Annotated in this window: 12 protein-coding genes; 2 read left to right on the top strand and 10 right to left on the bottom strand. The window is 31.5% G+C overall.

What is annotated here, in order from left to right; all coding sequences use genetic code 11:
- Positions 1-43: 43 nt before the first annotated feature.
- Positions 44-409, bottom strand: a complete 366-nt coding sequence (gene crcB, locus ACWNT5_RS08620; RefSeq protein WP_299606534.1) for a fluoride efflux transporter CrcB — start codon at positions 407-409, stop codon at positions 44-46.
- 44 nt (positions 410-453) lie between these two features.
- On the bottom strand, positions 454-1,491 hold the full coding sequence (locus ACWNT5_RS08625) for an SRPBCC family protein (protein ID WP_456517111.1): 1,038 nt from the start codon (positions 1,489-1,491) through the stop codon (positions 454-456).
- Positions 1,492-1,679: 188 nt separating this feature from the next.
- On the opposite strand from ACWNT5_RS08625, the gene ACWNT5_RS08630 reads away from it, so the two are divergent.
- On the top strand, positions 1,680-3,743 hold the full coding sequence (locus ACWNT5_RS08630; RefSeq protein WP_456517112.1) for a dipeptidyl-peptidase 3 family protein: 2,064 nt from the start codon (positions 1,680-1,682) through the stop codon (positions 3,741-3,743).
- 69 nt (positions 3,744-3,812) lie between these two features.
- Here ACWNT5_RS08630 and ACWNT5_RS08635 read toward each other — a convergent pair whose 3' ends face one another.
- From ACWNT5_RS08635 to ACWNT5_RS08670, 8 genes are all read right to left on the bottom strand, one after another.
- A complete protein-coding gene (locus ACWNT5_RS08635) occupies positions 3,813-4,982 on the bottom strand; it encodes a cupin domain-containing protein (protein WP_456517113.1) in 1,170 nt (389 codons plus the stop codon).
- Positions 4,983-5,266: 284 nt separating this feature from the next.
- Entirely contained in the window at positions 5,267-5,464 is a 198-nt protein-coding gene (locus ACWNT5_RS08640; RefSeq protein ID WP_299606546.1) for a hypothetical protein, read from the bottom strand.
- Between the two features lie 107 nt (positions 5,465-5,571).
- Entirely contained in the window at positions 5,572-6,489 is a 918-nt protein-coding gene (locus ACWNT5_RS08645) for a YfaP family protein (protein WP_456517114.1), read from the bottom strand.
- A 104-nt stretch (positions 6,490-6,593) separates the two neighbouring features.
- On the bottom strand, positions 6,594-7,829 hold the full coding sequence (locus ACWNT5_RS08650) for a hypothetical protein (protein ID WP_456517115.1): 1,236 nt from the start codon (positions 7,827-7,829) through the stop codon (positions 6,594-6,596).
- Between the two features lie 107 nt (positions 7,830-7,936).
- Positions 7,937-8,563, bottom strand: a complete 627-nt coding sequence (locus ACWNT5_RS08655; protein ID WP_456517116.1) for a response regulator — start codon at positions 8,561-8,563, stop codon at positions 7,937-7,939.
- Positions 8,560-10,422: a sensor histidine kinase gene (locus ACWNT5_RS08660; RefSeq protein ID WP_456517117.1), complete on the bottom strand. Its 1,863-nt coding sequence runs from the start codon at positions 10,420-10,422 to the stop codon at positions 8,560-8,562. The genes ACWNT5_RS08655 and ACWNT5_RS08660 overlap by 4 nt, the downstream gene beginning before the upstream one ends.
- On the bottom strand, positions 10,422-11,138 hold the full coding sequence (locus tag ACWNT5_RS08665; RefSeq protein ID WP_299606561.1) for a hypothetical protein: 717 nt from the start codon (positions 11,136-11,138) through the stop codon (positions 10,422-10,424). The genes ACWNT5_RS08660 and ACWNT5_RS08665 overlap by 1 nt, the downstream gene beginning before the upstream one ends.
- A 92-nt stretch (positions 11,139-11,230) precedes the next feature.
- Positions 11,231-12,955, bottom strand: a complete 1,725-nt coding sequence (locus ACWNT5_RS08670; RefSeq protein ID WP_299606564.1) for a clostripain-related cysteine peptidase — start codon at positions 12,953-12,955, stop codon at positions 11,231-11,233.
- A gap of 493 nt (positions 12,956-13,448) precedes the next feature.
- Here ACWNT5_RS08670 and ACWNT5_RS08675 point away from each other — a divergent pair, with 493 nt between their 5' ends.
- Positions 13,449-13,835, top strand: a complete 387-nt coding sequence (locus ACWNT5_RS08675) for a nucleoside triphosphate pyrophosphohydrolase family protein (RefSeq protein WP_299606570.1) — start codon at positions 13,449-13,451, stop codon at positions 13,833-13,835.
- Positions 13,836-13,848: the final 13 nt, after the last annotated feature.

The raw sequence follows: 13,848 nt of genomic DNA on the forward strand, positions 1-13,848 counted from the left end.
AAAATGATACTTTAAATTTCTATTATTGATAGAATTGTAGTTGTTATTTTACGATCCACATACCTAAAAATACTAAAAGAAACCCTATCACAAAAGAACCAAGCGTATACACTGCGAAATTCACAAAGTCTCCGGATCGTAGAAGCATATGATTTTCATATGCAAAAGTGGAAAATGTTGTAAACCCTCCACAGAAACCAGTGGCAATTAATAGAACAGTATTTTGTGATAATACATTGTTCTTTAGAGCAAGCCCAAGTATAATACCGATTAGAAAACTACCTAATATATTGGCGGTAAAAGTCCCATACGGTATTCCGTTAGTTTCATTATTTAGGTATTTACTAATAAGAAACCTGGCTACACTACCGGTACCTCCTCCTATAAACACGAGCAGTATTTGTTTCATTTATATAATATTAGACTTTTCCTTTACTGTTTTGTCAAAAGGGTTTATTGAACAGGAATATATATTTCTGTTATCCATTCCGCCGGATTAGGTTGTAAATCTGGACCTGATCTGTAAACTTCAAAAGCCGGAGATTCAGTTGAAGGAACTAAACCGCTTTTCTGTACATACTGGCTGGCAGCTTCCCATGCTTCTTTTAAATTCTTATAATCTCCTTTTAAAGTAGCTTTTACAACCTTTTGACGTGGGAGTGACCCACATAAGATATTACTATCAGCCGGCGTAATTACTTCTTCTCGTACCGGAACTCCCGAAGAATAAATAGCAGTTCCTAAGGCTTCATTATATTCATTAAATACAGTAAGAGGCATTCCTGTTTGCGGTAGATTATTCTGTCGTACATATGCCAAAACCGAAGATAACATCTGTGCTGATTTTTCTGGAATTTCAGCTATCGAAGATGCTGTTGCGTTATACATATAAAAACCGCCTCTGTGTTCTGTTATACCATCAACATTAATAGAATATTCTTCCATTTTTTTCTGAGTATAGGTATCTAGTTTTTCTAAGCCTTTTTTATACATAGGTCTTAAACTTTCGGATACCGTACTATCTCTAGTCATCCAAAATAGCTTTTCCATAAAACCTTGTTCTCCTTTGATTCCCCAAGTCACTTTGGTTTTTTTGTTTTCCAATTTTTCAAATTTCCAATAAACATCATTGGTAATTTGATCAACCACAGGTAGTACCATTGTTAACTCTTGATCTATACTAGAAAAAGGAGCTGATTTTACAGTTTTCATCCCTCCATCTTCTTGCGATTCGCTTTTCCAACTATAAGAAGCTCCTACACCACTAGTTTGATTAGAATATTCTATAATTAGATCATCAGAATCAGTCATCCAAGGATTCCACTGTTCCCATGTTTTGAAGTCATTAACCGTGTCAAAAAGTAATTCATTAGGAGAATTAATTACTTTACTTTCTTCTAATTGAAATTTGCCATCTATCATTGCCACGTAAGCCCCACCACCAACAACTACAATAAGAAGAAGAAAAAATAAATATTTTATGATTTTCATGTTAGTTAGTTTAGAAAATTTGAGTAGCTAAGATAATCAATTTTTAAAATGGTTTTTAGTGTGTAGGTTTTCAAGGTGTTATGCTTTTTTATTGTCTAAATGAAGTATAAAAATGTTCTTTGTAGGTGACTTAAAAATGTGATTTTTTTTATTTCGTTACATTTGCTGGAAACAATAAACATAAACAAATGATAATTAAACGTATAATGTATTTTATGCTAATTAGCTTATTGCTAATTGGATGTAAAAATGATCCAAGCATTCAGGATCAGATCAATCAACAAGAAGCCGAACAAACTTCCGAGCAAGAAGCTGAAGAGGAGAAGTTCGATTATGTTGTTGAGCAATTTGCCGACCTTAAGATTTTAAGATATCAGATCCCTGGATGGGAGAATCTTACATTAAAGGAACAGAAATTAGTATACTATCTTACACAAGCAGGATTGAGTGGTAGAGATATTATGTGGGATCAAAACTATCGTCATAATCTAAAGATTCGTAAGGCACTTGAAAATGTATATACTTCTTATAATGGAGATAAAACTAGCAAAGATTGGATCTCTTTCGAAACCTATTTAAAAAGAGTTTGGTTTTCTAATGGTATCCACCATCACTATAGTAATGATAAAATAAAACCTGAGTTTAGTAAGGAGTATTTAACTACTCTTCTGGAAGCAACAAAAACAGAGTTGAGTGAGGATGCGCTTACAGTTATTTTTGATGATAGTGATGCTAAAAAAGTGAATCAGGCAAAAGGTATAGATAACGTAGCATTATCTGCTGTTAATTTTTATGGTCCAGGTGTTACTAATGAGGATGTTACTTCTTTTTATGGAAAAATGAAATCACCTGATCCTAAAAAGCCTCTATCTTATGGTTTAAATTCTCAATTGGTAAAAGAAAATGGAGAATTAAAAGAAAGGGTTTATAAATCTGGTGGTTTGTATGGTGCAGCAATTGATGAAATTATCAAGTGGTTAGAAAAAGCAAAAGAAGTAGCAGAAAACCAGGCACAAGGTGATGCGCTTGGATTACTAATCGAGTATTACAAGACTGGAGATTTACAAATCTGGGATGATTATAATGTAGCTTGGACAGCAGCTACTGAAGGAAATATCGACTACATCAATAGTTTTATAGAAGTGTATAATGATCCTCTTGGATATAGAGGGTCTTATGAAACTATTGTTCAGATAAAGGATTTTGATATGTCAAAAAAAATGGCAGTTTTATCTGAGAATGCACAATGGTTTGAGGATAATTCTCCATTGATGGAAGAACATAAAAAAGACAGTGTTGTTGGTGTAACTTATAAGGTGGTTACAGTAGCAGGAGAAGCTGGAGATGCGTCACCAAGTACCCCAATTGGAGTGAATCTTCCGAATGCCAATTGGATTAGAGCTGCAGTTGGATCTAAATCTGTTTCCTTAGGAAATATAATTAATGCCTATAACAATGCTGGAGGATCAGGACGTCTTAAAGAGTTTGTGCATGATGATGAAGAATATGAGTTAGAAGAAAAATACGGACAATTAGCAGATAAATTACATACTGCTTTACATGAGGTGGTAGGGCATGCATCTGGTCAATTAAACCCTGGTGTTGGAGAAACTAAGGAAACTTTGAAAAACTATGCTTCAACTATGGAAGAAGGAAGAGCAGATTTAGTAGGGCTATATTATCTAATGGATCCTAAACTACAGGAGCTGGGATTAGTCGAAGACTGGGAAAAAGTTGGAAAAGCAGCATATGATGGCTATATCCGTAATGGACTTATGACGCAATTAATACGTCTTAATTTGGGTGATGATGTAGAAGAAGCACATATGCGTAACCGTCAATGGGTAAGTTCTTGGGCTTATGAGCAAGGAACTAAGGACAATGTTATAGAAAAAGTAAGTAAAGACGGGAAAACATATTATAATATTAATGATTATGCTAAGCTGCGTGAAATTTTTGGACGTTTGCTTCGTGAAACACAACGTATTAAATCCGAGGGTGATTTCAAAGCTGCCGAGGAGTTAGTAGAAGGTTACGGAGTAAAAGTTGATCAAGCGATTCATGCAGAGGTTCTAACAAGAAATGAGCAATTTACATCCGCTCCTTACAGTGGTTTTGTAAATCCTGTTTTAGTACCTGAAATGGGTGAAAATGGAGAAATTACTAAAATAAATGTTACACAGCCTAAGGATTTTGTAACACAAATGTTAGAATATAGTAAGTCATTTGGATTCTTACCAGAAGTAAATTAGTAAAAAACATTTGGTATAAAATAAAACGCCTTCTGATTCCGATCAGAAGGCGTTTTTTAATGCTACATTTTAAGAAGCAATATCAAGTACTCCAATTTTAGATAATTGTTTTGTTACTAAAACTTTACTTTCATTATCAAGGTTACAGTCAATTTTATGAATAGGTAAAGGATGATCTTCGGCAATCAATCTATCCAGAAATGGTTCACATTGTATAGGCATGGATAATTTGAGATCATAGAATTTTACATTAATTTTAGTATCTAGAGATGTTATTCTAAATTTATTTTTTTCACGGATTTTAATGGTTGAATTTTCATTAATCTGATCAATGTTTATCATTTGATTCAATTGTCCTTGCGCAATGGCTTTTTGTCTACTGTAGAAATCATCTAAAATCTCTTCGTCATGTTGCAGATTTTCTATTAGAGCTGTAACAACCTGTTTTATTTCTTCAAGCTCTTTACTTTTTTCTTTCTCATCTGTCAAATGAAATTTCGTGAATTTTCTTAATGGTAAGTTGTTTTTAGATTTTTCTATAAGAACCTCTGCCAGATGTTCTGCCCATGTTTTGCCAACAATTCCAGTAGTAATATGCCCAGAATTTTCATCGGTACAATAAGCATCATGAACAATACCTCTTGGGATGTATAATACATCACCCTTTTCAAGAGTAAATTCATCGATTACTTTACCAGGAACAAACGTTTCCTTATCAAAAGGAGTTGTTTTATCTGCCAATGGAACTGGCTCATCATAAATACGCCAATGTTTAGAGCCTTCGAATTGAAAAATAAATACATCATGCGTATCATAATGAGTAGAAAAACCTTGTGACTTTTTTGGTGTAAGGTAAACATTGGTTTGAATACGATGTTTAATAAAAGTTTCTAACTCATTGGTCAGTTTTCGCAAACTATAAATCTTGTTTTGTAATCCAGACATTACTAAGGTACTTCCATTTTCAAAAGCGTTAGAAAATTTTAGGGGATCTATAATATCGGATCCCTTAATTGTGTATTCTTTTGGATCTGGTTTTTCAGTTTTAGAATGATCAGCTAATCGGAAATCAGGATGATGATTAGTTAATGAAAATAATATAGTGTCAAGATCATTTACTGATAACAAATCATCAAAAAAGCGTTTGCTTCTATTCTTAATAATTAGATGTTTTTTTTCGTAATAATCTTTAAAGAAAACATCGGGTGTGATAGGATATAATATTTCTTGTAAATTCATTGTATTGGCTTTTATGGATAAGTAATTAACTAGTGTTTAAATATTCATTGTAAAATGAAAAGAGCAGGAGTGAAGTGGAATCATACAAATGAGTAATAATATCTGAATTATTTTGATCAGCAATTTCCTACGCTTTCTATTTATCAATATAACTCTAGAGATTGTAGATTTTATCATAACATTGTGTTTAGTCTTATGATAAAATTACATTGGAATATAAAATGAAAAAATACCCAATTAAGGGTATTTTATAGTGGCATAATTCTAAGAGTTGAATGATTAAATTAATCAGAATCAACACAATTAACTCCTGCAGCAACTGCATCACCACTATTACTATCTGTACATACAGCACTGTCCGAGGTACAAGATGTTGCTACGGCGAGTGATGATACTACGAGAGCTGAGTAAAATGTCCTTCTAAAATTGTAGCTTTTAGAAGCATTTTCGATTTCGAAATCAGAAAGTTTCAATTTAGTCATAATAACATATTTTAAAGTTTGGGTTGAAATTAAAAACCAAGAACTCATCAAAAAATACCCAGTTAGAGGTATTTTCTGGAGATGTTGGTTATAAATACCCCAACAAATCAGTTTTTAGTATAGCTTAGCGTATTGGAGTTTCCACTGCTGATGGTTCCATTAAATGAATTTACAGTACTACCATTGTCTCTAACTGTAATTGTATAAGAAGTAGTACTTCCGCTAAAAATATTTACGTAGAACTGATAAGTTCCAGAAGGACCGCCATTAGCCCATGTAATGTTTTCTGAATTTCCACCGGCACAGTTTCCGGTGCAGTCTACATCTAAAGCTCCACCTGAATTTGATTGTGGATTGTTAAAAGATAATGTTTCGCCGTTAGGGTCTCTTACATAAAGATCTAGATCGGAACTCCCTGACCAGGTAAGATTAAATCTAGGACTTCCATCCTGACCAGCAAGTCCGCCGCAATCCGATGCATCTACCAAACCTTGACAAGATGGTTCATCGCAATTTCCGCAGAGCATAGCTACATCCCTAATATTTGCTCGAGAAATATTTCCGGCGGATGTTTGGGCAAATTCATAACATTTGATATCATGACATACTTGCGAAAGATCGGCACAAATTCCTTGATTAATTAAAAAGTCAAAGTTTCCTGTACCTGCTGTAGCTCCATTAGTATTGATTGGAACAAAATAAATAGGACCCGTGGTTCCAAAACGCATACCCACAGCATTGACATTGCCATTGGGAGCGTTAAAAGAAATTGCATTTGTCATAGATTGCCCAGAGGCAATGGGAACGATACTAGAGGATCCAGTTCCTAAGGTAATAGATTCATCAATTCCAACAGTGCTAGGATCAACGGTAAATGAACCAGCAGGTAATATCAAATTGTCATTCATTAGGTTAGCAATTTGAGCAGGATCAGAAATACCAGAATTTCCGGAATCTCCGTTGTCTTCGCTACAGCTGTAGCAAAATAGTATTCCAATAAGTGTAAGTGCATAAAAATTTTTCATTTGAAAAGGTGTTTTTTGTTTATACCAAAACTACCTTTCGAACAAGCACAAAAAAATACCCGTAATAGGGTATTTTGATGTTGTCGCTACTTCGTTTTTTATCGTTAATCATTCTTTGCGAAATTTATTTCGGCTTTATAACCAAACTGAATATTAAAAAAGTTAGCACTAGCATTCAGGTCTCTTCGACCTTCTTCATATTTCATTCTTAAAAAAAATGCGTTATCACTTTGTGGTACAAAAAAGTATACTTCAGAATGAATACTAAAAGTATCGAAATTGACAATATTGTTTTCCACTATATTGTTATTCTGATATCTGTTGAAATATATAGAAGCGTTTATTCCAAAATTAGAAAACCGTTCAACTTGCAATTCTGTGCCGTATCCCAACCCTAAAGTGGTAGTGTTTTCTAAGTCTTCTGAGTTTTCTTCAGAAGTTTCAGTGAGTCTAAGACTTCCTTTCGCTTTCGCTAGAATTTTATAAGGAAATTTTTTACCTAACCGGACCTCATAAATATCTATTTCAGTTTCTGCGGTTAAAAATGATTTTTGTATTAGATCTAAGGAATTTATGACAGGAAGATTAACTTCTCTATCATCATTGTCGAATCTAGAATAGCTAACTCCTGCTTTAAATTTTTTAAATAAATAGTGAAAGCGTCCAAGATTAAATGGGTTGAGAAAAAATGTGCTATTGCCTTCGAAGCTTACAATACCATTAGACGATTCATCTATTAACCCTAAAAAATCTGTATAAACCCTAAAATCTATGATGGATTTTAAATTATTATTTATAAAAATTTTATGTTGTGTGGAGTCTTTGTGAGAAGAAAGATTGATTAATTCATTTTCTATGATGTATCGTTTGCCGTTTTGATAATCATAAGTGATAAAGTCTATGAGCTTTATGTATACGCCTTCCTTTTTATTACTCCAAAGTTTAGTTTTGTTTTTATAAGAATTAAAGCTATAGATATTAGTTGGGGATTTGTTATAAAAAAACAAAGTTTGATCGTTTGTAGGGAAAACTTTGATATTGAACATTTCACCATCTTTAATTTCGATAATGACTTTTTTAATATCTATAGTTTCTGAATTTATTTCAGATGTTACTGATACATCAGATTGATATAATTCAATTCCTGTTGTATCTACTAATTTGAAAATTCCGAAGTACTCATTTTTCTCAATATTGTAATTGTTTTTTAATAGTTCTATGAATTCAGATGAACTTTTGTTTTGATCTGCTAGTTGTGATATTTCTTCTTCAGCGCTCTGTGCTATCGCAATGAAATTATAGCATAATATTGCGATCGTTACAATGGATTTTGTTTTCATGATTTGAAATAATTAGGAGTTAATGATTCCTAAAATTATTCCGAAATATCACGGGAAAAAATACCCATAAAAGGGTATTTTGTTCAGTTTTCAATAGGTCTTAGACCTTAGAAATCATATTTTTTCTCGATAGCATAGCGTAATAATTCTCCTTTTCCTTTGAGTCCAAGTTTACGGATGATATTTTTTCGGTGTGTTTCTACAGTGGATACAGAATTAAAACGAATAGCAGCGATTTCGGATGAGGTTTTTCCCTGTCCGATTAGTGTAAGGATTTCTCGTTCGCTTTTAGATAGTACTTGTTTTTTTACCTGTTGAGTAGTGTCTTCTGAGAAAAAAGAAGGGTCTATAGATGCATCATAATAGGTGTTTCCTTTAGTCACTTCATATATGGCAGTAAGTACTTCTTCTAGAGGGGAATTTTTTAATAAATATCCAGAAGCGCCTGCTGTTACCATTTGTCTTACGGCATCTTCTTGATCAAACATGGAGAAGGCTATAATTTTGGTGTGCGGTAATTCTTTTTTGATGATTTTAGTTGCGGCAATACCATCCACTTTCGGCATCCGAATATCCATTAGTACGACTTTAGGTTGTTTTCTTCTTACAATGGATAATAATTCTTCGCCATCATTAGCCATACCAATAATACTGATTCCTTCTTCATATTTTAATAATAAATCAATACCATCTATTAATGATTGGTGATCTTCTGCAATAGCTACTGTGATCATATGGGTATGTTTATGATGATGTTTGTTCCTTTACCTACAGTAGAATCAATTTCAAAAGTTCCTTCCAGATGTTCAATACGTTTCTCGATACTTTTTAATCCCATTCCATCTTTTTCTGGTAACACTTTGGCATTGAATCCTTTTCCGTTATCCTCCACGATAATATTTAATAAAGAATCATGGTTGGTAAGAGAAATATTAATTTCTGAGGCATTGGCATGCTTAATGGTATTGGTAATCAATTCCTGAATCATTCTAAAAATTGAAATTTCCAAGGAATTATCTAAGCGTTCCTCTAATCCATAATCTTGTACTTCTATTTGCAGCTGATCTCCATTGGAAGCTTTTGCGGCTAACTTTTTAATTGCTGGAAGCAATCCCTGATTTGCCATAACTCCACTATTTTTTTCATGAGCAATAGTTCGTACTTTTTGATATGCTTCGTCTAGCAAATTATTGGTTTTACTGTAAAGTTCTTCTACATTTTCTATATTAGGATTGTTTCTATTGTTTTTTAAATGATCGAAATGAAGTTTTACAGTTGCAAGTGTACTTCCTAAATTATCGTGTAAATCATTCGCTAAGCGCTGCCGTTCTTTTTCTTGTCCAGAAATCATGGCGTCGATAGCCGTTAGTTCTTGTTCTTTAAGTAGTTTTTCGGTTTTTTGAATTTCGATTTCTCGCTGTTGTTCAGCGATTCGTTGTTTGCGTTTGGTGTTACGATATACAAGAATTGCAATAATACTTCCCAAAAAAAGAGAACCGCCTAATCCAATTGCTATGTTCTGGTTGTTTTGTCTCTTATTATTTAATTCAATCTTATCAATTTTTAATTTATCGGTTTGATTTTGAACGGTTAGAATTGAAGATTCAAGAGTATTATTTTTATAACCTAATTCATATTCAATCTTTAGAGATTCATTTAAGAATTGGTATGCCGAATCAAACTTTTTTTCTTTCGCTAATATTCTAGAGAATAATCGATAATCATAAAAGGAATCCTTTAACCTTTGTCTACAACCATTAGGGTTTCTAATGATTTCTTTCGCCGTATCAATTTTATTCATTTTCATATTGACGTCTGCTATTTGCCAATTTGCTGAACATTCTAAGTTTTTTAAAAAATCTTTTTGTTTTGATAAGCTTATCGTCTTATTAAAAAAATAAATTGATTTTGAATAATCCTTATTAATTTTATTAAATATTCCCTTTTCAAAATAATAAATAGGTCGGAAGTTATGATTTTTAGGTAAGACTTTGAATATAGAGTCTAATTGGTAAAACGATTGGTTATATAAGTCATGAATCGATAATTTGGCATCACCTTTTGAAAAAAAAGTAAGTCTGTATAGAATAATTAATACTTCATCAGTTAAATCGGTTTTAAGCTCAATAAACTCTTCTAAATACGGAAGATATTGCTTTCCACCTATAAAGATTTCTCTCTTAAACAACTCTAAAATGGCTATCAATGCTACTTTCTTTAGTTCTGTGCTATTAAAAGCCTTACTGATCTTTAGGGCTTTAGAGAAATTTATATAGGCTTTTAAACTGGATTGTTTTTCTTGAAGAGTGTTGTTATAACCAATCAATAAATGTTTAATAAATCTTGTTTCTAAAGCTTCATTTTTGGTTATGATCACATTCTTTTTATGAATTTCTTTTTTAGATATAGTAGATAAAAGTAAATTAAGCGATGGGCCGTACGGCTCATCACTTAACTCTTGAGCTATGTTTCTTGCTACATTGTAATTATGATTTTTTAATTGCTCAAAAAAACTATCTAATTTTTTATTTGAATAAGCATAAAAATTTGGGATAAAGCAAAAAATAAAAATTAAATAGTTAATATTTTTCATTACTCAGAAAATATGATTTTATGATTATATTCTCTACATCTTGGTCCTGGGTCTTTTATAATAACTCCTCTTCTATCTGAATCCATATCATAATCGTATTTAGCTACTAGATGATGGCCATCTTTGTAGAAAAATTCTGAGTCAAAAATTGTCCCATCTTTATTGCTTGATTCGCTGTATAAAGTATCTTCGGTTCTTTTATTAAGAACTCTTTTAAAATATTGTTTGTTCTTCTTTGTGATGTCAACATCTGTTTTATTCACAATAAATAAGGGTTGAAGAATTCTTTCACCTCTTATTATAGAGTTTTCCTTTGGTAAATCTATTTTTGTAGAGTCAGTTGAGATCCAATCAAAAGTTTTTTTAGGGTTAACTAATCCTTTCATATAGACTTGGATTTTTAAGGTTTTTGATCCTCTTTTTTTTACTACAACGGTATCAATTCCAACAGATATGGTGGGTTTGTAATTTATAGTTTTAAATTCAATGTTTTTAATGCTAAAATATTTTTCTCCGAGGTCGGATTGCTGTGCGTTGATTTTTGCAAAAATTCCATAATTGGTTCCGTAATTTTGACTGGAAGCAATCGATTGCCACCTATCATCCACTTCATTTATAATAAATGAAGAGCTAAATGTTAAAGCTTGATGAGGTTGGATAGTGTCATTTTCTAGACTCTCATATTGTATTACTTTAGAAGTAGGTAATTTAGTCATTTTTTTGCAGGAGAAACAGCTTATTATTATTAGGAGTAAAAATGTTGTTTGAGATAGGTGTTTCATGTTCTTGTCTTGTTTTATTATTAAGTTTAATCTAATTCACAGCTAGCAGGGATATGATTTTTACTTTTGTATAATAATAGAAAATCATCCCATTTACTTTGCTTTACAATTGATAAATGTCTTTGATTATTAACGATATATCTTTTGTTAATTACTTTTTTTCTTGGGAAATAAAATGAAATTCCATTAGATCCATATGTAGGAATATTAGAATTAGAATATTCATCAAGGCTATATGTTTCTAGAACTAGTTCATCTTGAATGACCTTTTTAGTTTCATGAATTTTTTCGATCAAAATGGGATAATTGTTTATTAAATAGGTGTCTTTTGCGAGATAATCAAGAAATGTAAATATATCAATAAAGCCTTCACATTCTCCAGGACTGTATGCTTTACATTTTGTCCTAACCTTTTTTATTATTAGACTAAGAGGCTCATTATCTTTTTTGATCTCTTGAATTAATAAATTAGAGATTTCATTTAAAGAAGCAATTAATTTATCGGTTTTTCCAAGATCTAAAGAGGATATTGTTTTGTTTTCAGTTGATTCAAAGTTTTTAATCAGCTTAACAGAAAGTATTTCAGGATCAATGTCCGGATTATTAATAAAATTTTTAAATATTTTATGATAATTCCATCCACTTCCATCAATGGTTTCTTGACTGGCAATCATATATTTTGATAATGTCTTTACGGAAAAAGCTACTTCCAAACTGCCTAAAGCACAAGCATCAAAACCGATAATATCAATTTTGTGATTTTGTAGATCTTTTAAGTCTTCTAAAGATAAAACACTTTCAGTTTTTTTATCCAGTATTATTGGGTTCAAAATATTAGTTCGAATAATATCTTTACTAAATTCAGAAAATTTTTTTATTCTAGTCTTGTTTGTTTCTAGTAAAGAGTCTATTAATGTAAGCTTTCTCTTTTGTAGATTAAGTGAGTCAAGACTAATAGTTGTTTTTTTTAAAATTTTTCGAAAGTGTCTTATTTCGCGGGATGTAGATGAAATGTTATTGTTAAATCCAAAGTGTTTTGAGTACTCGTCATAATACTTATCAATTTCGATTAAAAAAGGATTGTCAATTTGAAGGTTCTTGGGAAGTTTAGTGTTAAGGCTTCGAGATTTTTTACCTATTCTCTTTAATTGCCTTTTTAATAATTTTGAATAATATTTTCTTTTTTTTATTGTCGACTCAATTTTTGAATTATAAAGTTCTTCAACTTTAAGATTTTTCTTTGTTAATTGATGTTCATATTGATTGTAAAATTTATTCAATAAGATGCTATCCTTTAACGATTTTTTTAAAGGAAGTTTCCATACATTACCATGATCCCAAAAAATTAAAAAATACTTTTCTGCCGGATATTTTTCTTTACCCCATTTAATAAATTCGTAAAATGCTGTTTTTGATGCCATACTTGACTCCGTTAACTTTTCTACAGCATTTTCAGGGAAAGGTTTCATGTTCTTTTCAATCTTAAACCTCAAAGCATCATATCTTGTGTCGTTTGGATGTTCATAATAATTGTCATCATAATAATCACTCCTCCCCATTTGCATAATGATATTGAGATTGCTATTACTTCCTATTTTAGCCATTTCTTCGAAATCATCAAGTGCATATGAAGCTAAATCACTATAATCTGGATTTAAGTATATCAATACTGTCCATTTAGATAACTCTATGCTAAAACTACTATGAATAATGAAGAGTAAGAATAGTAGATTACAATATGCTTGTCTCATTTTTAGTTATTTAGTTATTCCAAATCTCTTTAAACCCCACAGTTATTCCCATACCCAATACCCGGTATTTTTCTAAAATTTTTTAGAAAAATACCAAAAAGGATTTACTAGTGATCAAATGATCCTAGATGATAAAAATTACTATTTAATTGAAAACTAGGGGTATAGTTTATTATTCTGGTCTTAAATACGTTTTTAACGCAAAAAGCAGCAAAATAAAGATAATAAAACCGATGAGAATAAAAATACTGCCTTTGTAATATTTGCGATGTAGTTGTAAGTCTTTTCGATAGCTAATAATCATCAAAACAATAAAAGCAACTACAAAACATCCTGCAAAAATCAACTGACCAGTACTAAACATAAATTGTTATTTTTACCGCAAAGATAACTTATAGAAGAATCACTTGAAATACACCATAACAAAATTTTGACACAAAGCAGATGATTAATGGTAGGTTCTAAATAACTTCTAAAACAACAGTATAAATACATGAAAGATAAAATTGCCGCTGTACAAGAATTTCATACAGCATTTGAAATTGGATATAAAAACGAACCTATTGCAGATTTAGGAGAAGCGAAAAACACGCTTCGTTTTAATTTAATGAAGGAAGAGAATGAAGAATATTTTGAGGCGGCTCAAAATAACGATTTGGTAGAAGTAGCAGATGCGTTGGGCGATATGTTGTATATTTTATGTGGTACGATTATAGAACACGGTATGCAGCACAAAATAGAAGAGGTTTTTGAGGAGATTCAACGTAGTAATATGAGTAAATTAGGAGAAGATGGGAAACCTATCTATCGAGAAGATGGTAAAGTGCTCAAAGGGCCTAATTATTTTAAACCAAATATTAAAGAGATTTTAGATAGATAAAAACTAAATCAAA

The sequence above is a fragment of the Aquimarina sp. 433 genome, from assembly GCF_054054605.1.